Origin of the sequence: Escherichia sp. MOD1-EC6300 (assembly GCF_002965045.1) — a bacterium.
Taxonomy (GTDB): Bacteria; Pseudomonadota; Gammaproteobacteria; order Enterobacterales; family Enterobacteriaceae; genus Escherichia; species Escherichia coli_F.
In genome coordinates, this window is record NZ_PTRH01000004.1 from 231,055 (window position 1) to 254,420 (window position 23,366).

General features: G+C 50.5%; 24 protein-coding genes and 1 other annotated feature. Of the genes, 18 read left to right on the top strand and 6 right to left on the bottom strand.

Annotation, left to right across the window (positions count from 1 at the left end; all coding sequences use genetic code 11):
* Window positions 1-2: 2 nt before the first annotated feature.
* The 13 genes from infC to selO all read left to right on the top strand — a co-directional run bounded on the left by infC (window position 3) and on the right by selO (window position 10,831).
* On the top strand, window positions 3-545 hold the full coding sequence (infC, locus tag BGE37_RS08465) for a translation initiation factor IF-3 (RefSeq protein WP_001700733.1): 543 nt from the start codon (window positions 3-5) through the stop codon (window positions 543-545).
* A gap of 96 nt (window positions 546-641) precedes the next feature.
* Complete coding sequence (gene rpmI / locus BGE37_RS08470; RefSeq protein WP_001124225.1) at window positions 642-839, top strand: 50S ribosomal protein L35; 198 nt, start codon at window positions 642-644, stop codon at window positions 837-839.
* A gap of 52 nt (window positions 840-891) precedes the next feature.
* On the top strand, window positions 892-1,248 hold the full coding sequence (rplT, locus tag BGE37_RS08475; protein ID WP_000124850.1) for a 50S ribosomal protein L20: 357 nt from the start codon (window positions 892-894) through the stop codon (window positions 1,246-1,248).
* A 116-nt stretch (window positions 1,249-1,364) separates the two neighbouring features.
* Window positions 1,365-1,489: a sequence feature (Phe leader region), on the top strand.
* Window positions 1,371-1,415: a pheST operon leader peptide PheM gene (gene pheM, locus BGE37_RS25320; RefSeq protein ID WP_001386830.1), complete on the top strand. Its 45-nt coding sequence runs from the start codon at window positions 1,371-1,373 to the stop codon at window positions 1,413-1,415. (Overlaps the previous feature by 45 nt.)
* A gap of 209 nt (window positions 1,490-1,698) precedes the next feature.
* Complete coding sequence (pheS, locus tag BGE37_RS08485) at window positions 1,699-2,682, top strand: phenylalanine--tRNA ligase subunit alpha (protein ID WP_000018588.1); 984 nt, start codon at window positions 1,699-1,701, stop codon at window positions 2,680-2,682.
* Window positions 2,683-2,696: 14 nt separating this feature from the next.
* Window positions 2,697-5,084, top strand: a complete 2,388-nt coding sequence (gene pheT, locus BGE37_RS08490; RefSeq protein ID WP_000672425.1) for a phenylalanine--tRNA ligase subunit beta — start codon at window positions 2,697-2,699, stop codon at window positions 5,082-5,084.
* A gap of 4 nt (window positions 5,085-5,088) precedes the next feature.
* Window positions 5,089-5,388 (top strand): integration host factor subunit alpha, encoded by a 300-nt coding sequence (gene ihfA / locus BGE37_RS08495; protein ID WP_001229265.1) that lies wholly within the window; start codon window positions 5,089-5,091, stop codon window positions 5,386-5,388.
* A gap of 100 nt (window positions 5,389-5,488) precedes the next feature.
* Window positions 5,489-6,469 carry a vitamin B12 ABC transporter permease BtuC gene (gene btuC / locus BGE37_RS08500; RefSeq protein ID WP_000956530.1) on the top strand — a complete coding sequence of 327 codons (981 nt, stop codon included), beginning with the start codon at window positions 5,489-5,491 and terminating at the stop codon, window positions 6,467-6,469.
* Between the two features lie 60 nt (window positions 6,470-6,529).
* Entirely contained in the window at window positions 6,530-7,081 is a 552-nt protein-coding gene (btuE, locus tag BGE37_RS08505) for a bifunctional thioredoxin/glutathione peroxidase (protein ID WP_001154187.1), read from the top strand.
* On the top strand, window positions 7,081-7,830 hold the full coding sequence (gene btuD / locus BGE37_RS08510) for a vitamin B12 ABC transporter ATP-binding protein BtuD (protein ID WP_075826115.1): 750 nt from the start codon (window positions 7,081-7,083) through the stop codon (window positions 7,828-7,830). The genes btuE and btuD overlap by 1 nt, the downstream gene beginning before the upstream one ends.
* A 77-nt stretch (window positions 7,831-7,907) precedes the next feature.
* Window positions 7,908-8,372: a C40 family peptidase gene (locus tag BGE37_RS08515; RefSeq protein ID WP_001209785.1), complete on the top strand. Its 465-nt coding sequence runs from the start codon at window positions 7,908-7,910 to the stop codon at window positions 8,370-8,372.
* A gap of 246 nt (window positions 8,373-8,618) precedes the next feature.
* Complete coding sequence (ydiV, locus tag BGE37_RS08520; protein WP_001563444.1) at window positions 8,619-9,332, top strand: anti-FlhDC factor; 714 nt, start codon at window positions 8,619-8,621, stop codon at window positions 9,330-9,332.
* A gap of 62 nt (window positions 9,333-9,394) precedes the next feature.
* Window positions 9,395-10,831 (top strand): protein adenylyltransferase SelO, encoded by a 1,437-nt coding sequence (gene selO / locus BGE37_RS08525; RefSeq protein WP_105276969.1) that lies wholly within the window; start codon window positions 9,395-9,397, stop codon window positions 10,829-10,831.
* A gap of 3 nt (window positions 10,832-10,834) precedes the next feature.
* Here selO and hemP read toward each other — a convergent pair whose 3' ends face one another.
* From hemP to ppsR, 3 genes are all read right to left on the bottom strand, one after another.
* Window positions 10,835-11,026, bottom strand: coding sequence for a hemin uptake protein HemP (hemP, locus tag BGE37_RS08530; protein ID WP_001270810.1), 192 nt, complete (start codon window positions 11,024-11,026; stop codon window positions 10,835-10,837).
* 131 nt (window positions 11,027-11,157) lie between these two features.
* On the bottom strand, window positions 11,158-12,204 hold the full coding sequence (aroH, locus tag BGE37_RS08535) for a 3-deoxy-7-phosphoheptulonate synthase AroH (protein WP_001082226.1): 1,047 nt from the start codon (window positions 12,202-12,204) through the stop codon (window positions 11,158-11,160).
* A 156-nt stretch (window positions 12,205-12,360) separates the two neighbouring features.
* Complete coding sequence (ppsR, locus tag BGE37_RS08540; protein WP_000368046.1) at window positions 12,361-13,194, bottom strand: posphoenolpyruvate synthetase regulatory kinase/phosphorylase PpsR; 834 nt, start codon at window positions 13,192-13,194, stop codon at window positions 12,361-12,363.
* A gap of 332 nt (window positions 13,195-13,526) precedes the next feature.
* Here ppsR and ppsA point away from each other — a divergent pair, with 332 nt between their 5' ends.
* The 5 genes from ppsA to BGE37_RS08570 all read left to right on the top strand — a co-directional run bounded on the left by ppsA (window position 13,527) and on the right by BGE37_RS08570 (window position 20,035).
* Window positions 13,527-15,905 (top strand): phosphoenolpyruvate synthase, encoded by a 2,379-nt coding sequence (gene ppsA, locus BGE37_RS08550; RefSeq protein ID WP_000069376.1) that lies wholly within the window; start codon window positions 13,527-13,529, stop codon window positions 15,903-15,905.
* A 488-nt stretch (window positions 15,906-16,393) separates the two neighbouring features.
* Window positions 16,394-17,794 carry an anion permease gene (locus BGE37_RS08555; protein WP_105287939.1) on the top strand — a complete coding sequence of 467 codons (1,401 nt, stop codon included), beginning with the start codon at window positions 16,394-16,396 and terminating at the stop codon, window positions 17,792-17,794.
* A gap of 35 nt (window positions 17,795-17,829) precedes the next feature.
* A complete protein-coding gene (locus BGE37_RS08560) occupies window positions 17,830-18,789 on the top strand; it encodes a 2-hydroxyacid dehydrogenase (protein ID WP_001049279.1) in 960 nt (319 codons plus the stop codon).
* Between the two features lie 10 nt (window positions 18,790-18,799).
* A complete protein-coding gene (locus BGE37_RS08565) occupies window positions 18,800-19,279 on the top strand; it encodes a YhcH/YjgK/YiaL family protein (RefSeq protein WP_000639091.1) in 480 nt (159 codons plus the stop codon).
* A gap of 12 nt (window positions 19,280-19,291) precedes the next feature.
* Window positions 19,292-20,035 carry an SDR family oxidoreductase gene (locus BGE37_RS08570; RefSeq protein WP_000160965.1) on the top strand — a complete coding sequence of 248 codons (744 nt, stop codon included), beginning with the start codon at window positions 19,292-19,294 and terminating at the stop codon, window positions 20,033-20,035.
* 50 nt (window positions 20,036-20,085) lie between these two features.
* Here BGE37_RS08570 and fadK read toward each other — a convergent pair whose 3' ends face one another.
* From fadK to BGE37_RS08585, 3 genes are read right to left on the bottom strand one after another with little or no spacing between them, the layout of a single operon-like run.
* Complete coding sequence (gene fadK, locus BGE37_RS08575; protein ID WP_105287969.1) at window positions 20,086-21,726, bottom strand: medium-chain fatty-acid--CoA ligase; 1,641 nt, start codon at window positions 21,724-21,726, stop codon at window positions 20,086-20,088.
* Window positions 21,727-21,782: 56 nt separating this feature from the next.
* Window positions 21,783-22,076: a ferredoxin family protein gene (locus tag BGE37_RS08580; RefSeq protein WP_000081071.1), complete on the bottom strand. Its 294-nt coding sequence runs from the start codon at window positions 22,074-22,076 to the stop codon at window positions 21,783-21,785.
* The gene (locus tag BGE37_RS08585; protein WP_105287940.1) at window positions 22,073-23,362 is read right to left on the bottom strand and encodes an FAD-dependent oxidoreductase; all 1,290 of its coding nucleotides are present in this window, start codon (window positions 23,360-23,362) and stop codon (window positions 22,073-22,075) included. Before BGE37_RS08585 ends, BGE37_RS08580 begins: the two co-directional genes overlap by 4 nt.
* Window positions 23,363-23,366 lie beyond the last annotated feature (4 nt).

Genomic DNA, 23,366 nt, shown 5'->3' on the forward strand with positions numbered 1-23,366 from the left:
GTATTAAAGGCGGAAAACGAGTTCAAACGGCGCGCCCTAACCGTATCAATGGCGAAATTCGCGCCCAGGAAGTTCGCTTAACAGGTCTGGAAGGCGAGCAGCTTGGTATTGTGAGTCTGAGAGAAGCTCTGGAGAAAGCAGAAGAAGCCGGAGTAGACTTAGTCGAGATCAGCCCTAACGCCGAGCCGCCGGTTTGTCGTATAATGGATTACGGCAAATTCCTCTATGAAAAGAGCAAGTCTTCTAAGGAACAGAAGAAAAAGCAAAAAGTTATCCAGGTTAAGGAAATTAAATTCCGTCCTGGTACAGATGAAGGCGACTATCAGGTAAAACTCCGCAGCCTGATTCGCTTTCTCGAAGAGGGTGATAAAGCCAAAATCACGCTGCGTTTCCGCGGTCGTGAGATGGCGCACCAGCAAATCGGTATGGAAGTGCTTAATCGCGTGAAAGACGATTTGCAAGAACTGGCAGTGGTCGAATCCTTCCCAACGAAGATCGAAGGCCGCCAGATGATCATGGTGCTCGCTCCTAAGAAGAAACAGTAAGGCCTTCAAGTAGCACTGTCTGTGGAGCCTTTGGGCTTCACAGGCATTGTTCGCCTTTGTTTCGTTTATTAACAATGCGAAGTGGAAGTTATTAAAATGCCAAAAATTAAGACCGTACGCGGTGCTGCTAAGCGCTTCAAAAAAACCGGTAAAGGTGGTTTTAAGCACAAGCACGCTAACCTGCGTCACATTCTGACCAAAAAAGCGACCAAACGTAAACGTCACCTGCGTCCGAAAGCCATGGTTTCCAAAGGCGATCTGGGCCTGGTAATCGCGTGCCTGCCGTACGCATAAGCCGTTAACGTTTTTAACTTTTTAATTAGAATATAGATACAGGAGAGCACATATGGCTCGCGTAAAACGTGGTGTTATTGCACGCGCACGTCACAAGAAAATTTTGAAACAAGCTAAAGGCTACTACGGTGCGCGTTCTCGCGTATACCGCGTTGCCTTCCAGGCTGTTATCAAAGCAGGTCAGTATGCTTACCGTGACCGTCGTCAACGTAAGCGTCAGTTCCGTCAACTGTGGATTGCGCGTATCAACGCAGCAGCACGTCAGAACGGTATTTCTTACAGCAAATTCATCAATGGCCTGAAAAAAGCCTCTGTTGAAATCGACCGTAAGATCCTGGCTGATATCGCAGTATTCGACAAAGTAGCGTTCACCGCTCTGGTTGAAAAAGCGAAAGCAGCTCTGGCATAAGCCAGTTGAAAGAGGGAGCTAGTCTCCCTCTTTTCGTTTCAACGCCATCAAAACATTGACTTTTATCGCCGTAGCCTTTTCAATAAAGGTCTTTTGAAAAGTACCAAAAGGTAACGCAAGCAATGAATGCTGCTATTTTCCGCTTCTTTTTTTACTTTAGCACCTGACTCCAGGAGGCTAGCGCGTGAGAAGAGAAACGGAAAACAGCGCCTGAAAGCCTCCCAGTGGAGGCTTTTTTTGTATGCGCGTTTTGAAAAATAAAAAGCCTGTCTCATCAGGCGTAATTGTCGCAGCCAGTCTGGGCACGGCCAGCGCGGAGAAACCGGAGCGTACTTAAGTACGTGAGGATTTCGAGCACTGCCCGGGACCAAAATGGCAAGTAAAATAGCCTGATGGGATAGGCTCTAAGTCCAACGAACCAGTGTCACCACTGACACAATGAGGAAAACCATGTCACATCTCGCAGAACTGGTTGCCAGTGCGAAGGCGGCCATTAGCCAGGCGTCAGATGTTGCCGCGTTAGACAATGTGCGCGTCGAATATTTGGGTAAAAAAGGGCACTTAACCCTTCAGATGACGACCCTGCGTGAGCTGCCGCCAGAAGAACGCCCGGCAGCCGGTGCGGTTATCAACGAAGCGAAAGAGCAGGTTCAGCAGGCGCTGAATGCACGTAAAGCGGAACTGGAAAGCGCAGCGCTGAATGCGCGTCTGGCTGCGGAAACGATTGATGTCTCCCTGCCGGGTCGTCGTATTGAAAACGGCGGTCTGCATCCGGTGACCCGTACCATCGACCGTATCGAAAGTTTCTTCGGTGAGCTTGGCTTTACCGTGGCAACCGGGCCGGAAATCGAAGACGATTATCATAACTTCGATGCTCTGAACATTCCTGGTCACCACCCGGCGCGCGCTGACCACGACACTTTCTGGTTTGACGCTACCCGCCTGCTGCGTACCCAGACCTCTGGCGTACAGATCCGCACCATGAAAGCTCAGCAGCCACCGATTCGTATCATCGCGCCTGGCCGCGTTTATCGTAACGACTACGACCAGACTCACACGCCGATGTTCCATCAGATGGAAGGTCTGATTGTTGATACCAACATCAGCTTTACCAACCTGAAAGGCACGCTGCACGACTTCCTGCGTAACTTCTTTGAGGAAGATTTGCAGATCCGCTTCCGTCCTTCCTACTTCCCGTTTACCGAACCTTCTGCAGAAGTGGACGTCATGGGGAAAAACGGTAAATGGCTGGAAGTACTGGGCTGCGGGATGGTGCATCCGAACGTGCTGCGTAATGTTGGCATCGATCCGGAAGTTTACTCTGGTTTCGCCTTCGGGATGGGGATGGAGCGTCTGACTATGTTGCGTTACGGCGTCACCGACCTGCGTTCATTCTTCGAAAACGATCTGCGTTTCCTCAAACAGTTTAAATAAGGCAGGAATAGATTATGAAATTCAGTGAACTGTGGTTACGCGAATGGGTGAACCCGGCGATTGATAGCAATGCGCTGGCAAATCAAATCACCATGGCTGGCCTGGAAGTTGACGGTGTAGAACCGGTTGCCGGTAGCTTCCACGGCGTGGTTGTGGGTGAAGTGGTTGAGTGTGCGCAGCATCCGAACGCTGACAAACTGCGAGTGACAAAAGTGAATGTCGGCGGCGATCGCCTGCTGGACATTGTCTGCGGTGCGCCAAACTGCCGTCAGGGCCTGCGTGTGGCGGTAGCGACCATTGGTGCTGTTCTGCCGGGTGATTTCAAAATTAAAGCGGCAAAACTGCGCGGCGAACCGTCTGAAGGGATGCTGTGCTCCTTTTCTGAGCTGGGAATTTCTGACGATCACAGCGGCATTATCGAACTGCCAGCGGATGCGCCGATTGGCACCGACATCCGCGAATACCTGAAACTCGATGACAACACCATCGAAATCAGCGTGACACCAAACCGTGCCGATTGCTTAGGCATTATCGGCGTGGCGCGTGATGTTGCCGTGCTGAACCAGCTGCCGCTGGTTGAACCGGAAATCGTTCCGGTTGGTGCGACCATCGACGACACGCTGCCGATTGCAGTAGAAGCGCCGGAAGCCTGCCCGCGTTATCTTGGCCGTGTGGTAAAAGGCATTAACGTTAAAGCGCCAACTCCGCTGTGGATGAAAGAAAAACTGCGTCGTTGCGGGATCCGTTCTATCGATGCAGTTGTTGACGTCACCAACTATGTGCTGCTCGAACTGGGCCAGCCGATGCACGCTTTCGATAAAGATCGCATTGAAGGCGGCATTGTGGTGCGGATGGCGAAAGAGGGCGAAACGCTGGTACTGCTCGACGGTACCGAAGCGAAGCTGAACGCTGACACCCTGGTCATCGCCGACCACAACAAGGCGCTGGCGATGGGCGGCATCTTTGGTGGCGAACACTCTGGCGTGAATGACGAAACGCAAAACGTCCTGTTGGAATGCGCTTTCTTCAGCCCGCTGTCTATCACCGGTCGTGCTCGTCGTCATGGTCTGCATACTGATGCGTCTCACCGTTATGAGCGTGGCGTTGATCCGGCACTGCAGTACAAAGCGATGGAACGTGCGACCCGTCTGCTGATCGACATCTGCGGTGGTGAGGCTGGTCCGGTAATTGATATCACCAACGAAGCAACGCTGCCGAAGCGTGCAACCATCACTTTGCGTCGCAGCAAACTGGATCGCCTGATTGGCCATCATATTGCCGATGAGCAGGTCACTGACATTCTGCGTCGTCTCGGCTGCGAAGTGACCGAAGGCAAAGACGAGTGGCAGGCAGTTGCGCCGAGCTGGCGTTTCGACATGGAGATTGAAGAAGATCTGGTCGAAGAAGTCGCGCGTGTTTACGGCTACAACAACATCCCTGATGAGCCGGTGCAGGCAAACCTGATTATGGGTACTCACCGCGAAGCCGATCTGTCGCTCAAGCGCGTGAAAACGCTGCTCAACGACAAAGGCTATCAGGAAGTGATCACCTACAGCTTCGTTGATCCGAAAGTGCAGCAGATGATCCATCCAGGCGTTGAAGCCTTACTGCTGCCAAGCCCTATTTCCGTTGAAATGTCAGCAATGCGTCTTTCCCTGTGGACCGGCCTGCTGGCAACCGTGGTGTACAACCAGAACCGTCAGCAGAACCGTGTGCGCATTTTCGAAAGTGGTCTGCGTTTCGTGCCAGATACTCAGGCACCGTTGGGCATTCGTCAGGATCTGATGTTAGCCGGTGTGATTTGCGGTAACCGTTACGAAGAGCACTGGAACCTGGCAAAAGAGACCGTTGATTTCTATGATTTGAAAGGCGATCTTGAATCCGTTCTCGACCTGACCGGTAAACTTAATGAGGTTGAGTTCCGTGCAGAAGCGAATCCGGCACTGCATCCGGGGCAATCCGCAGCGATTTATCTGAAAGGTGAACGTATTGGTTTTGTTGGGGTTGTTCATCCTGAACTGGAACGTAAACTGGATCTTAACGGTCGCACTCTGGTGTTCGAACTGGAGTGGAACAAGCTCGCAGACCGCGTGGTGCCTCAGGCGCGCGAGATTTCTCGCTTCCCGGCGAACCGTCGTGACATCGCGGTGGTGGTCGCAGAAAACGTTCCCGCAGCGGATATTTTATCCGAATGTAAGAAAGTTGGCGTAAATCAGGTAGTTGGCGTAAACTTATTTGACGTGTACCGCGGTAAGGGTGTTGCGGAGGGGTATAAGAGCCTCGCCATAAGCCTGATCCTGCAAGATACCAGCCGTACACTCGAAGAAGAGGAGATTGCCGCTACCGTCGCCAAATGTGTAGAGGCATTAAAAGAGCGATTCCAGGCATCATTGAGGGATTGAACCTATGGCGCTTACAAAAGCTGAAATGTCAGAATATCTGTTTGATAAGCTTGGGCTTAGCAAGCGGGATGCCAAAGAACTGGTTGAACTGTTTTTCGAAGAGATCCGTCGAGCTCTGGAAAACGGCGAACAGGTGAAACTCTCTGGTTTTGGTAACTTCGATCTGCGTGATAAGAATCAACGCCCGGGACGTAACCCGAAAACGGGCGAGGATATTCCCATTACAGCACGGCGCGTGGTGACCTTCAGACCCGGGCAGAAGTTAAAAAGCCGGGTCGAAAACGCTTCGCCCAAAGACGAGTAATCTGATCTAACTAAAAAGGCCGCTCTGCGGCCTTTTTTCTTTTCACTGTCGAAGAGTCACCGTAAAATCAACGCCATGACACTTCAGCAGAACGGATACCATGCTGACACTTGCCCGCCAACAACAGCGACAAAATATTCGCTGGTTATTATGCCTGTCAGTTTTGATGCTGCTGGCGCTTCTCTTAAGCCTTTGCGCCGGTGAACAATGGATTTCGCCAGGTGACTGGTTTACTCCTCGTGGCGAACTGTTCGTCTGGCAAATTCGCCTGCCACGTACGCTGGCTGTATTGCTGGTTGGTGCGGCGCTGGCTATATCCGGCGCTGTAATGCAGGCATTGTTTGAAAATCCTCTGGCAGAACCTGGACTACTTGGCGTCTCTAACGGCGCAGGCGTAGGGCTTATCGCCGCGGTATTGCTTGGGCAAGGGCAACTCCCAAACTGGGCACTAGGGCTGTGTGCGATTGCTGGCGCGCTTATCATCACTTTAATACTCTTACGTTTTGCCCGTCGTCATCTTTCGACCAGTCGGTTATTGCTGGCTGGTGTTGCATTAGGGATTATCTGTAGCGCACTAATGACGTGGGCTATCTATTTTTCCACCTCTGTTGATTTACGTCAGCTGATGTACTGGATGATGGGCGGTTTTGGCGGCGTAGACTGGCGGCAAAGTTGGCTGATGCTGGCATTGATCCCCGTGTTGTTGTGGATCTGTTGTCAGTCCAGACCGATGAATATGTTAGCACTTGGCGAGATCTCGGCGCGGCAACTAGGTTTACCCCTGTGGTTCTGGCGCAATGTGCTGGTGGCAGCGACCGGCTGGATGGTTGGCGTCAGTGTGGCGTTGGCGGGTGCTATCGGCTTTATTGGTCTGGTGATCCCACATATTCTCCGGTTATGTGGTTTGACCGATCATCGCGTATTACTTCCCGGCTGCGCGCTGGCAGGGGCGAGCGCATTGCTGCTGGCCGATGTTGTAGCGCGCCTGGCATTAGCTGCCGCAGAGCTGCCTATTGGCGTGGTCACCGCAACGTTGGGTGCGCCGGTGTTTATCTGGTTATTGTTAAAAGCAGGACGTTAGCCGCAAAAAGACGGTCTATGATTAAAAGCTAAGATTTTTACTGACCACCCAGGAGAAACGATGCAAGATTCCATTCTGACGACCGTAGTGAAAGATATCGACGGTGAAGTGACTACGCTGGAGAAGTACGCCGGTAATGTGCTGTTGATTGTCAATGTCGCCTCAAAGTGTGGCTTAACGCCGCAATATGAGCAGTTGGAGAATATTCAGAAAGCCTGGGCCGATCGTGGTTTTGTGGTGCTGGGATTCCCGTGCAACCAGTTTCTGGAGCAAGAACCGGGCAGCGATGAAGAGATTAAAACTTACTGCACCACTACCTGGGGGGTGACGTTCCCGATGTTCAGTAAGATTGAAGTTAATGGTGAAGGACGCCATCCGCTGTATCAAAAATTGATTGCCGCAGCGCCGACGGCAGTCGCGCCGGAAGAGAGCGGATTCTATGCCCGTATGGTCAGCAAAGGTCGTGCACCGCTGTACCCTGATGATATTTTATGGAATTTTGAGAAATTTTTAGTTGGCAGGGACGGATTGGTCATCCAGCGTTTTTCCCCGGATATGACACCGGAAGATCCCATTGTGATGGAAAGCATTAAACTGGCGTTGGCAAAATAATGTCTATTGTGATGCAGTTACAGGATGTTGCGGAACCTACCCGCCTGGGGCCGCTTTCTGGCGAGGTTCGGGCTGGGGAGATCCTGCATCTGGTGGGGCCGAATGGCGCGGGTAAGAGTACCTTACTGGCGCGAATGGCCGGAATGACCAGCGGTAAGGGAAGCATTCAGTTCGCGGGGCAACCACTGGAAGCATGGTCCGCAACAAAACTCGCGCTGCATCGCGCCTATCTTTCACAACAACAGACGCCACCGTTTGCAATGCCGGTCTGGCACTACCTGACACTGCATCAGCACGATAAAACGCGTACCGAACTACTGAATGATGTCGCAGGGGCGCTGGCTCTTGATGACAAACTCGGACGTAGCACCAATCAACTTTCCGGCGGCGAATGGCAACGCGTACGTCTTGCTGCGGTGGTGCTGCAAATCACACCACAAGCCAATCCCGCAGGCCAATTACTACTTCTTGATGAGCCTATGAACAGTCTTGATGTTGCGCAACAAAGTGCGTTAGACAAAATTCTGAGCGCGCTGTGTCAGCAAGGACTGGCGATTGTTATGAGCAGTCACGATCTCAACCACACCTTGCGTCATGCGCATCGGGCGTGGTTGCTAAAAGGTGGAAAAATGCTGGCCAGTGGACGCAGAGAAGAGGTGCTCACGCCGCCAAATCTGGCGCAGGCCTATGGGATGAATTTTCGCCGTCTGGATATCGAAGGTCACAGAATGCTGATTTCGACCATCTGATTTCATTAGTATCTTGAAAATCGGGTAATTACGACGCTAAATTAATGCAAGAATAAAAAACAGAGGAACCGTACGGAATGCGTTTCTGCCTTATTTTGATCACAGCACTGTTTCTGGCCGGGTGTAGCCACCATAAAGCACCGCCGCCAAATGCCAGACTTTCTGATTCGATTACCGTTATTGCCGGTTTGAACGACCAGCTACAGAGCTGGCATGGCACGCCGTATCGTTATGGTGGCATGACGCGGCGCGGTGTGGACTGTTCGGGGTTTGTGGTTGTGACGATGCGCGATCGTTTCGATTTGCAGCTGCCCCGTGAAACCAAACAACAAGCCTCTATCGGCACGCAAATTGATAAAGACGAGTTGCTGCCTGGTGACCTGGTCTTTTTCAAAACGGGCTCCGGACAAAATGGTTTGCATGTAGGTATTTACGATACCAACAACCAATTTATCCACGCCTCTACCAGCAAGGGAGTGATGCGTTCCTCACTCGATAATGTCTATTGGCAGAAAAATTTCTGGCAGGCGAGACGAATCTAGTATGTCGAAAAATGGACGGCGATGATACATCTCCGTCCATTTACTCCTGAATACAGTAGTATTTTACAGACAAAAATACCGTATATGGATTATTCGTTTATAATCAGGATAATCTAATAAAAGGACCCCTGAAAAAGTGGTTAACATGGAACAAATGAAAGTTACTCCTTCTGTAATTGTTATGTCTTATGGCCTCATCCCTTTTAGCCGGATACTGAAAAACATCCTTCGAGAGGGACGGTTACCATGAAGATTTTTTTGGAGAATCTTTATCATTCTGATTGCTATTTCCTGCCGATAAGAGATAACCAGCAAGACCTTGTCGGCGTTGAGTTAATTACCCATTTCTCCAGTGAAGATGGTACGGTTCGTATACCGACGAGTCGGGTTATAGCGCAACTTACCGAGGAGCAACATTGGCAATTATTTTCTGAGCAGTTGGAATTGCTAAAATCATGCCAACACTTTTTTATTCAACATAAACTCTTTGCCTGGCTTAATTTAACCCCACAAGTGGCTACTTTATTATTAGACAGGGATAATTACGCGGGCGAACTATTAAAATATCCGTTTATTGAACTGTTGATTAATGAGAATTACCCGCATCTCGATGAAGGAAAAGATAATCGCGATCTTTTGTCCTTATCGCAAATGTATCCCCTTGTGTTAGGTAATTTGGGCGCAGGCAATAGCACAATGAAAGCGGTTTTTGATGGTCTTTTCACCCGCGTCATGCTGGATAAAAGTTTTATTCAGCAACAAATCACGCATCGCTCCTTCGAACCGTTTATTCGTGCGATCCAGGCGCAAATTTCCCCATGTTGCAATTGCATCATCGCGGGGGGCATTGATACGCCAGAAATAATGGCACAGATTACCCCCTTTGATTTCCATGCTCTCCAGGGATGCCTGTGGCCTGCCGTTCCTGTAAATCAGATAACGACGTTGGTTCAGCGATAACCCTCCTGTTTGCTGGTGTTTAAGACGAGAGTAACCGTCTACACTATCAAACAGGAGGATCTATGACCCTGTCTTTTATTACCCGTTGGCGCGATGAATTGCCAGCAACCTATACAACACTTTCCCCTACGCCTTTAAATAATGCCCGGCTGATTTGGCATAATGCCGAACTGGCTAACACGCTGGGTATTCCATCGTCACTGTTTAAAAATGGCGCAGGTGTCTGGGGTGGCGAAACCCTACTGCCTGGTATGTCACCACTGGCGCAGGTTTACAGTGGTCATCAGTTCGGCGTCTGGGCGGGCCAACTGGGTGATGGGCGCGGCATTTTACTCGGCGAACAACGGCTTGCTGATGGCACTACAATGGACTGGCATCTGAAAGGTGCTGGCCTGACGCCTTATTCGCGAATGGGTGATGGACGGGCGGTTTTACGTTCGACGATACGAGAAAGTCTCGCCAGTGAGGCGATGCATTATCTGGGCATTCCGACGACCCGCGCGTTGAGTATCGTCACCAGCGATTCGCCAGTGTATCGGGAAACGGTGGAGCCAGGCGCGATGCTGATGCGTGTGGCACCAAGCCATCTGCGCTTTGGTCATTTCGAACATTTTTACTATCGCCGCGAGCCGGAAAAGGTTCGTCAGTTAGCTGAATTTGCTATTCGTCATTACTGGTCACATCTTGCAGATGATGAGGACAAATACCGTCTCTGGTTTACCGATGTTGTCGCACGTACCGCATCGTTAATTGCCCAATGGCAGACGGTCGGCTTTGCTCATGGGGTGATGAATACCGACAACATGTCGCTGCTGGGGCTGACGCTTGATTACGGGCCGTTTGGTTTTCTTGATGATTACGAACCCGGTTTTATTTGTAATCACTCGGATCACCAAGGGCGTTACAGCTTTGATAATCAACCTGCCGTCGCGTTGTGGAATTTACAGCGTCTGGCGCAGACATTGTCACCATTTGTTGCCGTAGATGCCCTGAATGAGGCCCTGGACAGCTATCAGCAGGTTTTGTTGACGCATTATGGACAACGGATGCGGCAGAAACTGGGCTTCATGACGGAGCAAAAAGAGGATAACGCGCTACTGAATGAATTATTCAGTCTGATGGCGCGAGAGCGCAGCGATTATACCCGAACATTCCGCATGCTGAGTCTGACCGAGCAGTACAGCGCGGCGTCACCGCTACGTGATGAGTTTATCGATCGTGCGGCATTTGATGACTGGTTTGCCCGTTATCGGGTACGTTTGCAACAAGACGAGGTTACCGATAGTGAGCGTCAGCAGCTGATGCAAAGCGTTAACCCAGCTCTGGTGTTGCGCAACTGGTTGGCGCAACGGGCGATTGAAGCGGCAGAAAAGGGTGATATGACGGAATTGCACCGCCTGCATGAGGCGTTGCGAAATCCTTTCAGCGACAGGGATGATGACTATGTCAGTCGTCCACCTGACTGGGGTAAACGGCTTCAAGTCAGCTGCTCGAGTTAAAGGCTACTTGGTCAACAGCAGCTTGCCAGCCTGAGTTTTACGAAGCAGATATTCTTGCCCGTCATGATCGATAATCAGTTTGCCATCCGGACCTAACAGTGTCTGGCTGGTAATTCGCCGAATGGGCTGCGGGGAAGCGGTCTTGTGATTGGCATCCGTTTCAGGCGTGAGTTTTCTGCTATCCGTATAACGCATAAAAATTAATAATAATTGATATAACAATGATTCTTATTATCAATATTCTGGCGGGCCAGAGCAAGCAGTAATTTGTTGAGAAGACAACAAGTTGCGCAGAAATGCCCATTCCGTCAGGAATGGGCACGCATTCAGAAGCGGGTATCAACCGCAGAGGCGAGTTTTTCGACCAGGCGTTCGGTATCTTCCCAGCCCAGACACGGGTCGGTAATCGATTGACCGTAAGTGAGCGGCTGACCGCCGACGATTTTTTGCGTTCCTTCGCGCAGGAAACTTTCCGCCATAATTCCAGCAATCGCCGTAGAGCCATTGCGGATTTGCTGACAAATATCCTCACAAACTTCTAACTGGCGACGGTGCTGCTTCTGGCAGTTACCGTGGCTGAAATCCACCACCAGATGTTCAGGTAAATCAAACTCGTGCAACGTATCGCAGGCAGCGGCGATATCATCCGCATGGTAATTCGGCTTTTTGCCGCCACGCATAATAATGTGGCCATACGGATTGCCGCTGGTCTGATAGATGGTCATTTGACCGTTTTTGTCAGGCGAGAGGAACATATGGCTGGCGCGGGCAGCGCGGATAGCATCCACGGCAATTCGCGTGTTGCCATCGGTACCATTTTTAAAACCTACCGGACAAGAGAGTGCCGAAGCCATTTCACGGTGGATCTGACTTTCGGTAGTACGTGCGCCAATCGCGCCCCAACTGATTAAATCAGCAATAAACTGACCGGTCACCATATCGAGGAACTCAGTCGCGGTAGGGACGCCCAGCTCATTTACCTGTAAAAGTAATTTGCGCGCCAGCTCCAGACCGTGATTTACCCGATAGCTGCCGTTTAAATCCGGATCGGAGATTAGCCCTTTCCAGCCGACAACAGTTCGTGGTTTTTCAAAATAGGTGCGCATTACGATTTCCAGCCGTGACTGGTACTGGTTGCGCAGCGACTGCAGACGGGTGGCGTACTCCATTGCAGCGGTGAGATCGTGGATCGAGCAGGGGCCAATAATGACCAACAGTCGCTTATCTTCACCATTCAGTATTTTTTCAATTCTGCGGCGGGAGTCGGTGACATGGGTGGCGACGCCAGGCGTTACGGGATACCGTAGCGCGAGTTCGGCGGGCGTTACCAGGCTCTCAATACGCGCAGTACGGAGTTCGTCAGTTCTGTTCATTACAAGTCTCAGAAATTTGTTGCTTCTACGGCAGGACTACCGGGAAGTGATGCGCATCACGATAAACCAATCGCAGCTGATTTCAAGTGCGAGGTGTGTCACACCTCGCCGGGTGGTTAGCATGATAACAAAAAAACAAGTTAATGCACTAGTTCTCTAGTACATTCGACGACTAAGGCCCATGATATCAAGGATCTTGGTGGCAATCTCTTCTACCGAATAATTGGTACTGTTAATCCATGGGATCTGATTTTTACGGTACAACGCTTCCACTTCCGCGACTTCCATCCTGCACTGACGAAGCGAGGCATAGCGACTGTTCTCCCGACGTTCCTCGCGAATCGCCGCCAGACGTTCCGGGTCGATAGTCAGGCCGAACAATTTATGCTGAAGCGGTTTGAGCGACGCGGGTAGCACCAGATTATCCATATCGTCGGCAATAAAGGGGTAGTTTGCCGCGCGGATACCAAATTGCATTGCCAGATACAGACTGGTGGGGGTTTTACCACAGCGAGAAACGCCGAGCAGGATCACCTGAGCCTGGTCCAGATTGCGCAACGAAATGCCGTCGTCATGGGCAAGGGTGTAATCAATCGCCGCAATGCGCGCATCGTATTTATTGAGATTATTAGGGTTAAGGCCATGGGTACGATGAGCAATCGGCGTTGGATCCAGTTTCATCTCTTGTTGTAGCGGGGCAACCAGCGCCTGAACGATATCCTGGCAAAAGCCTTCACTTTGCAAGATGATGGCGCGAATCTCCGGCAACACGATGGAGTAGAAGACCAGTGGGCGCACACCTGTCTGGTGATAAATTGCGTCAATCTGATCCTTCACTGCCCGTGCACGGCTCTCATTTTCGACAAACGGCAGCGTAATGCTGCTGATAGTGACGGGAAATTGTGACATTACTGCGTGTCCTAATACCTCCGCAGTTATTGCCGTACCATCAGAAATATAAAAAACGTGGCGATCAACAGCATTATCCATTTTGTTCTTCCCGTAATGCAGACATAATTCTATGAAAGCATAAATTAAAAACGCATAGAAGCGTAGAACGTTATGTCTGGTTTATAAAATGAACCTTCAATTTTATTTTTTATGAAAACAGCATTTCATTTTTACGGTTTCGTTTATACCGATGGTTTATGTGGAAATTGTCGAAGAGAGCAGATTTGCGCAACGCTGGGATCAGTCTTAAAAAGTAAAAAAATATATTTGCTTGAACGATTCACCGTTTTTTTCATCCGGTTAAATATGCAAAGATAAATGCGCAGAAATGTGTTTCTCAAACCGTTCATTTATCACAAAAGGATTGTTCGATGTCCAACAATGGCTCGTCACCGCTGGTGCTTTGGTATAACCAACTCGGCATGAATGATGTAGACAGGGTTGGGGGCAAAAATGCCTCCCTGGGTGAAATGATTACTAACCTTTCCGGAATGGGTGTTTCCGTTCCGAATGGTTTCGCCACAACCGCCGACGCGTTTAACCAGTTTCTGGACCAAAGCGGCGTAAACCAGCGCATTTATGAACTGCTGGATAAAACGGATATTGACGATGTTACCCAGCTTGCGAAAGCGGGCGCGCAAATCCGCCAGTGGATTATCGACACTCCCTTCCAGCCTGAGCTGGAAAACGCCATCCGCGAAGCCTATGCACAGCTTTCCGCCGATGACGAAAACGCCTCTTTTGCGGTGCGTTCCTCCGCTACTGCAGAAGATATGCCGGACGCTTCCTTTGCCGGTCAGCAGGAAACTTTCCTCAACGTTCAGGGTTTTGACGCCGTTCTCGTGGCAGTGAAACATGTATTTGCTTCTCTGTTTAACGATCGCGCCATCTCTTATCGTGTGCACCAGGGTTACGATCACCGTGGCGTGGCGCTCTCCGCCGGTGTTCAGCGGATGGTGCGCTCCGACCTCGCATCTTCTGGCGTGATGTTCTCCATTGATACCGAATCCGGCTTTGACCAGGTGGTGTTTATCACTTCCGCATGGGGCCTTGGTGAAATGGTCGTGCAGGGTGCGGTTAACCCGGATGAGTTTTACGTGCACAAACCGACACTGGCGGCGAATCGCCCGGCTATCGTGCGCCGCACCATGGGGTCAAAAAAAATCCGCATGGTTTACGCGCCGACCCAGGAGCACGGCAAGCAGGTTAAAATCGAAGACGTACCGCAGGAACAGCGTGACATCTTCTCGCTGACCAACGAAGAAGTGCAGGAACTGGCAAAACAGGCCGTACAAATTGAGAAACACTACGGTCGCCCGATGGATATTGAGTGGGCGAAAGATGGCCACACCGGTAAATTGTTTATCGTGCAGGCGCGTCCAGAAACTGTGCGTTCTCGCGGTCAGGTTATGGAACGTTATACGCTGCATTCACAGGGCAAGATTATCGCCGAAGGCCGCGCTATCGGTCATCGCATCGGCGCGGGTCCGGTGAAAGTCATTCATGACATCAGCGAAATGAACCGCATTGAACCTGGCGACGTGCTGGTCACTGACATGACCGACCCAGATTGGGAACCGATCATGAAGAAAGCATCGGCTATCGTCACTAACCGTGGCGGACGTACCTGTCACGCGGCGATCATCGCTCGTGAACTGGGCATTCCGGCGGTAGTGGGCTGTGGTGATGCAACAGAACGGATGAAAGACGGTGAGAACGTCACTGTTTCTTGTGCAGAGGGTGATACCGGTTACGTCTATGCTGAGTTGCTGGAATTTAGCGTGAAAAGCTCCAGCGTGGAAACGATGCCGGATCTGCCGTTGAAAGTGATGATGAACGTCGGTAACCCGGACCGTGCTTTCGATTTCGCCTGCCTGCCGAACGAAGGCGTGGGCCTTGCGCGTCTGGAATTTATCATCAACCGTATGATTGGCGTCCACCCACGCGCACTGCTTGAGTTTGACGATCAGGAACCGCAGTTGCAAAACGAAATCCGCGAGATGATGAAAGGTTTTGATTCTCCGCGTGAGTTTTACGTTGGTCGTCTGACTGAAGGGATCGCGACGTTGGGTGCTGCGTTTTATCCGAAGCGTGTCATTGTCCGTCTCTCTGATTTTAAGTCGAACGAATACGCCAACCTGGTCGGTGGTGAACGTTACGAGCCAGATGAAGAGAACCCAATGCTCGGCTTCCGTGGCGCGGGACGTTATGTTTCCGACAGCTTCCGCGACTGCTTCGCACTGGAGTGTGAAGCGGTGAAACGTGTGCGCAACGACATGGGACTGACCAACGTTGAGATCATGATCCCGTTCGTGCGTACCGTAGATCAGGCGAAAGCGGTGGTTGAAGAACTGGCGCGCCAGGGGCTGAAACGTGGTGAAAACGGGCTGAAGATCATCATGATGTGTGAAATTCCGTCCAACGCCTTACTGGCAGAGCAGTTCCTCGAATATTTCGACGGCTTCTCAATTGGCTCAAACGATATGACGCAGCTTGCGCTTGGTCTGGACCGAGACTCTGGCGTGGTGTCTGAACTGTTCGATGAGCGCAACGATGCAGTGAAAGCACTGCTGTCGATGGCGATTCGTGCCGCGAAGAAGCAGGGCAAATATGTCGGGATTTGCGGTCAGGGTCCATCCGACCACGAAGACTTTGCTGCATGGTTGATGGAAGAGGGGATCGATAGCCTGTCTCTGAACCCGGACACCGTGGTGCAAACCTGGTTAAGCCTGGCTGAACTTAACAAGTAAATAAAAACCCGGCGGCGTTCAGTCGCCGGGTCCATTTCTATATCCCCACCTTTTAACAACCTGCTTTGGGCAAACGCGCTCGTGCAATATAAAAAGCTTCCGGACATCATCTGAATAATTGGCTGCTGTTCTTTCTGATTTTAATTTGTTTGCGATCCTCTCCACAGAATAATTCTCGATACCGTTTTTTCTCAAAGCCGAATGTGACCACACGTCAATTTCCTTAAGCATATGCGTAATTTTTTCGTCCAGAGTTCGTTGGATTGCACGAAGTCACTGATGAGTCCCGTTTTTATACTGTCTTCAACCACAGCATAAAAAGGGATATGGCCATGAAAAATTACCGCACCGTTATTCAGACATAAGCGCAGATTATGTAATTCAGAGAATTTATTCGAACTAAAACCGATTTTCTGATTTGTCTGGCTGTACAGAAAACAGGATAAATTCCCTCCGCGAGCGGTGGGAAACAGCTACAGGGATTGCATATGAGTTGCTATTTGAAAGTCCTGATTTGTGCGATTGTCGCACTCGCTATATGGTTTTTCCCCGTCCCCGACGGATTAACACCCTTAACCTGGCACATTCTGGCCATATTTATCACCACTGTGGTGGCGTTTATTCTGCAACCGTTGCCGGTAGGCGCTATCGCGTTAATAGCCATCAGTTTTATTATGCTGACCGGCATGATGAAAACCAGCGAAGCCTTAAAAGGTTTCAGCAGCACGACGGTATGGCTTATTGTCGCCGCATTCCTGTACGCGAAAGGATTCATCAAAACGGGGTTGGGGCGGCGTATCGCCTATTTGCTGATTCGCGGATTTGGCGGCAGCTCGTTGCGTCTGGGTTATACATTGGCGTTAAGCGATATGATTATCGCGCCCGCAACGCCATCAAACACAGCGCGAGCAGGAGGGATTTTGTTCCCGATTGTTCGCAGTGTCTCTAACAGCTTTGGATCTGAACCGGATCAAGGGCCGCGTAAAATAGGCGCTTATCTGATGCAGACGGTGTTCCATTCCAACTGTCTCTCATCCTCGATGTTTATGACGGCCAGCGCGCCAAATGCACTCATTGTATCTCTGGCGGCCAGCACTTTATTTGTCGATATCTCATGGGGGATGTGGACGCTAAGCGCACTGGTGCCGGGCATTATCGCTTTTATCACTATGCCGTTGGTCATTTACAAACTCTACCCGCTAGAGATCAAAAAGACGCCAGAAGCCAAAGCGTTGGCACAGGAAGAACTTATCAAAATGGGGCCGGTAACCCGTGATGAGCGCGTGACGATTGGCATTTTCCTGCTTTCATTATTGGCCTGGAGTACATCGAAATGGACTGGCTTGGATGCGACGGCTGTCGCGCTTTCTGGCGTCTGTTTAATGTTGATGACCCGGATTATCACCTGGCAGGATGTGCAGTCAGAGAAGGGGGCCTGGGACATTCTGGTCTGGCTGGGAGTCATGATCTGTATGGCAGATAAGCTCAATCAGCTTGGCCTGTTCAAATGGTTTGCCGTCACAACCTCGGCGCTGTTCACCGGCATTCCGTGGGAGATAACGTTGACGGTGTTGCTGATAGTTTATTGCTATTCCCACTATTTCTTTGCCGGAAGTACGCCGCATGTAGTGGCGATGTATGCCGCTTTTGGCAGCGTCTCGGTTGCTGCTGGCGCACCGCCGATGATGGCGGCTCTGTCACTGGCGTTCGTCACTAACCTGATGAGCGGCATTTCGCATTATGGCAACGGACCCGCAGTGATCTATTACGGCGCTGGCTATGTCTCGCAACGAGAATGGTGGCGGCTGGGCTTTATCGTCATGTTGTTGAACATTGTCATCTGGTTCGGACTGGGGGCGGTGTGGTGGAAAATTCTTGGCCTGTGGTAAGTGGCCTGTGACAAACATCAATCAAGGAATAGTGTATGAACTTAAAAGATATTCAAGTGGCGATCGTCGGCAAACTAAGTGACCGCTTAATGGCTAAAGTTGAATCTACCTTCACCGCATATCGCCTGTGGGAACTGGCTGACGAAGGCGCTTTTTACACGCAAATCGCGCCGGATATTCAGGCGCTGGTGACCAGTGGTAATCCGGTAATGGGGGCTTCTCGGGCGCTAATAGAAAAATTTCCGAATCTGAAGATTATTGCCAGCAACGGTGTGGGTTATGACCCTATTGATATCGTGGCAGCCAGGGAGCATGGCGTTATCGTCACCAACACACCTGGCGTGCTTAATGACTGTGTCGCAGACATTGGTATAGCGTTGTTACTCAATGTTGCCCGACGTATTAACATTGCCGATCGTTATGTTCGTGACGGCCGTTGGCCAAACGAGGGGCGTTTCCCGATGGCGACGAAAGTGAGTGGCAAACGTTGCGGAATTGTCGGTCTGGGGAACATTGGTAACGCAGTAGCCCGCCGTGCAGCAGCATTTGAAATGGAAATTCACTATTTCGACCCAAAACCGCATAACAAACCTGATTGGACGGCGCATGATTCGTTGGTTTCTCTGGCGCAAGCGGTGGACTTCCTCGTTCTGACGCTGCCAGGCGGCGCGAGTACGCGCGGCGTTATTGACAAAACGGTGCTGCAGGCTCTGGGGAAAACCGGGCATTTGATCAGTATTTCCCGGGGATCAGTGGTGAACGAAACCGATCTGATTGATGCTCTGCAAAATAACATCATTGCTGGTGCGGCACTGGACGTTTATGCCAACGAACCACATGTGCCAGAACAATTAATGTCGCTGGATAACGTTGTCCTTACGCCACATATCGCCAGTGGTACGAGCGAAACGTTTAATGCGATGGCGGATTTGGTATTTGATAACTTACAGGCTTTCTTTAGCGGGCGGCCAGTTATTACCCCTGTTACTCAATAAGGCGGAAAATATGATTTATGGTGATATCGCGTATCTTAGTGAACAACAAAAGCGGACATTTCATCCTGTCATCACTCGTGTCATTGAGTATCTTTCACAACATGATCTGAATAGTCTTCCTGTGGGAGAGAAGGTTTTTATTCAGGATGACTCAATATTTTATACCGTGGTTGAACCGATGACTAAACCACTACATGAATGTCGACCGGAAGTTCATCGTAAATATCTTGATGTCCATTTTTTAATTGCCGGAGAAGAGCGGATTTGTGTGGATTTTGATGATGGGGAAAACTCGGTTGTAGAAAGCCATCTGGGCGACCGTGATGTTATTTTTTATGCTGATGAACGTATTAATGATCGAATCATCACGCTAACACCAGGACAGTTTGTGGTGGTCTTTCCGGAAGAAGTGCATCGGGCATGCTATAAAATCGATAACGTGGAAAAAATCAAAAAAACAGTCGTGAAAATCGACATGAGTTTATTATAGGCGGAGCTGGCTATGACAAAAATTGCCCTGGTGACGGGGGGAAGTAAAGGCATCGGCTACGCAGCAGCAAAGGCACTCTATGACATTGGATATACAGTTATTGTTGCCGCGCGTAACGAAGAAACCTTACAGCAATGTGCACAAGGATTAGCCAAGGAACGCTTTATTCCTCTGGTTGCCGATGTTACGGATGAGTCCGCTGTCGTTGCGCTATTTGCCGAGATTAAGGCTCTTTTTGGTCGACTGGATCTCTTGTTCAATAATGCGGGCAATAATAGTCCGGCAAAAAGTATTGAAGAGGTTGAGTTTACTGAGTGGACGCGCGTGTTTAACGCCAATATTCATTCGACATTTTTGTGTTCGAAAGAGGCGATTAAAATCATGAAAGCGCAGCAGCCAATGGGAGGACGTATTATTAACAATGCGTCGATTTCTGCACTGACGCCGCGCCTCTATACTGCGCCATACACGGCGTCGAAACATGCTGTTACCGGGTTGACCAAGGCCATTTCCCTGGATTGTCGCAAATTTAATATCGCTTGCGGGCAAATTAATATCGGCAATGCGGAAACGACATTATCGAATCGGATGCGTAAGGGCGTTTATCAGGCAGATGGTGCTATTAAAGCGGAAGATATGATGAATGTTGCTGATGTTGCAGCGGCCATTCAGATGATGGCTCAGTTGCCAGTAACCACGAATGTGCTGGAAATAACGATTATGGCAAATAATATGCCGTATGTCGGACGTGGTTAATCGAGATTGAATAAAGCACCTTGCTTGTAAGGTGCTTTATTATTTATGACTTATGCCTCAACGCATGTTTGTTCCAGCCGTTGAAGAATATCTTTACGTAACAAAAATTTTTGTATTTTACCGGAGGCCGTGCGCGGTAGTTTTTCGATTACCACGATATGTTCAGGGTATTTATATTTCGCGACCCGTTTACGGCTAAAAAATGCCACTACATCTTCCAGCGATAATGAATGATGCGGTGCTTTCAGCACGACATAAGCGCATGAACGTTCACCTAAACGTTCATCGGGCATCGCAACCACACAGGCATCGTGAATTTTAGGATGCAGCAATAAAATATCTTCTACTTCACGACTGCTAATATTTTCCCCGCCGCGGACAATAATATCTTTCTTGCGCCCGGTTATTTTTATATAGCCAGCTTCATCCATTCGGCAGAGATCGCCGCTGTAATACCAGCCTTCTTCATCCAGCGCACGGGCGGTTAATTCCGGTTCATCAAAATAACCCATAAACACATTGGGACCACGCGAAGCCTCTTCACCTACACAACCAGGCGGTAAGGTCTTGCGTGCATCATCGACCACTTTAATCTCTACGCCTGCGGCAGCGTAACCATCGGTGTTCATAAAGCGCGACAAAGGATCGTCGAGATTTACCACCGCATGCGGCGAACTTTCTGTGGAACCATAAACACTTAATAATTTAATGCCGCGTTGTTGGCATTCACGCGCCACCTTTTTGGGGATCGTGGTGCCGCCGCAAAGAAAGAAGCGGAGTGCAGAAAGGTCTGCGGGCTGTTTCTCCAGTAAATTCAAAAGGTCATAGACAAACGGTGTTGCGCCGAGCATACAGGTGCAACGCTGCTGCTCAAGCAGCGCGAGACACGCATCAGGAGTGAAAATATCTAACAACACGCTGCGAGCACCAATCAAAAAAGGTGCTGTTACGCCATGCAGAAAGCCCGTTGCGTGACCAAGTGGCGCAGGCATCATAAAGACATCCTGCCAGGTCAGATTCAGCCGCGCGCAATAAGCCCGCTCACTGGCGAGAATATTGTTATGCGTTAGCATCACGCCCTTTGGCAGACCCTCGGTTCCGGAGGTAAATAGCACAGCGGCTAATTCATCGCCGTGGGTCGTTATCGCCGTAGTCAGTGGGGTATTGTCGGCGAGAATCTGACTTAATGAGAGGGACGAGGTGGCGGGGGCCAGTTTGTCCACGCCGACAATTTGTTGTAGTTGTGGAAGCTGATTTTGCAGCGGCAGGATTAAATCTACCGGACGCGTTTGTTTAAACAACGTCGGTGCAAAGAACATTTTTGCCTGACACTTTTTGAGCACCCACACCAGTTCTGCTTCCCGCCAGGAAGGTAACAGCGGCACGGAAACCGCACCGGTTTTCAGGCAGGCAAGATAGATAACGGTAAATTCACACCAGCCTGGCAGTTGAAATGCGATGCGATCGCCTGATTCAATACCCTTCGCTAACATCCAGTTTGCCAGACAGCTCGCGGCGTGATCGAGTGCGCTATAGGTGTACGTTGCACCATGATTGTCGACCACGGCAATTTTGTCTGGCATCGCACGAGCGGTCTGCTGCCAGTAATCGGCCAGTGAAGCATCGCCCCATAACCCTTGCTGACGATACGCCGCACGACGTTGTTCGTTGAACGTTAATGTCACTTTCATTTTGGACTCTCGAAACAGAACATCAGGCCCGAGATGCGGGCCTGTGGGATGCATGATTAGCCGTAGCGAAAATCAATACCGAAGGTGCCTGCGGGATATTGCCACTGTTCGAGAATAGTGTTGCCGCACAGCACCCGACAGGTGCCGCATTCGAGACAACCGGCGGAATCAAAATGAATGTTTCCTGCGTCATCCTGCTTATACAGTCCGGCAGGGCAAGCTTTCATTAATTTACGGAATTCATTGATGTCGGGATTTGCCGCCAGAATGATATGCGGGTGGCCCTCATCAACATGGAATTTATTGACGCCTAATTTGATGTCGACGTTAACCGTAGCGTTCTGGCTCATAGCGCGGTTGCTCCTTTAATGCCATCTTTCAGCAAGTTGATCAGACCAATTTTCTTCGCGTGTCCCATGATCATTTTGCGTACCGGCTGGTTTGGTTTGCCGTCAATGGTGAACATATCGTTCATGATGTCGGCGACCATTCGTGGGTATTGGCTAAACAGGCGCGGGTTTTCCATCAGCGCCGGGATCTTGCGGAAATGCTGCATATCGCGCATAACACAACTTTGTTCCAGCTCACGTTTGTATTGCGCCAGACTGCTGGCGGAGAAATCCGCGCGTTCTTTAGCGGCAATCACTGTTGTGGCGGCAGCCTGGGCCGATGCGATGGCTAAATCCATTCCGCGAACCGTAAAGCCCAGATTGAGGCAGAAACCTGCGGCATCACCGACGATCATCACGCCCTCATTAACCAGCTGCGGCACCATCGCCAGACCGCCTTCCGGCACCATGTGCGCGGAATATTCAAGCAGTTTGCCGCCGCTAATCAGCGAGCGAATTGCGGGGTGTTGTTTAAAATCTTCCAGCATTTGCGGCACGCTTTTTTGCGCATGGGCGATATCACCCAATCCACAAACCAGCCCCAACGATACGGAATCCTTGTTGGTATAGAGGAATCCGCCGCCCATCAGGCCGTCAGAAGGGGAACCGGCAAACAGCCAGGCGGCACCTTCCTCGCCCGTAACATTAAAGCGATCGTTGATCTGTTCTGGTGTCAGGCCAATAACCTCTTTAACACCAACAGCGTAATGATGCGGATCGGAAGCGGGAACCATTCCCAGCGAGCGGCCAAGCATCGAGTTAACGCCATCAGCCAGAATCACCACATTCGCTTCAAGAACATCATCCCCGGCCTGAACGCCAGTGACCTTATTTCCTTCACGAACCAGCGCATCGACACGAACGCCCGGGATAAACTGCGCGCCAGCCTGTTCGGCTTGTTCCATCAACCACGGGTCCAGACGATTACGCAATACGGTATAAGACGCGTGTTGCGGAACATCTGGTTGCTCGCGGTGAAAATCGAGGGTAACGGCACTCTCTTCGGTTAAGAAGGAGATTTTCTCGCGTGTGACCTTGCGTTCTACCGGCGCTGATGCTGCAAAGCCTGGAATAATCGCTTCAAGTGTGTGGGCATAAAGACGCCCGCCGGTCATGTTTTTACATCCGGCACTGTCGCCGCGTTCTATCACCAGGACATCCAGCCCGGCTCGCGCCATGACCAGTGCGGCAACGCTACCGGCAACGCCCGCACCGACCACAATGGCATCAAATTTGTCATCCGACATGCGT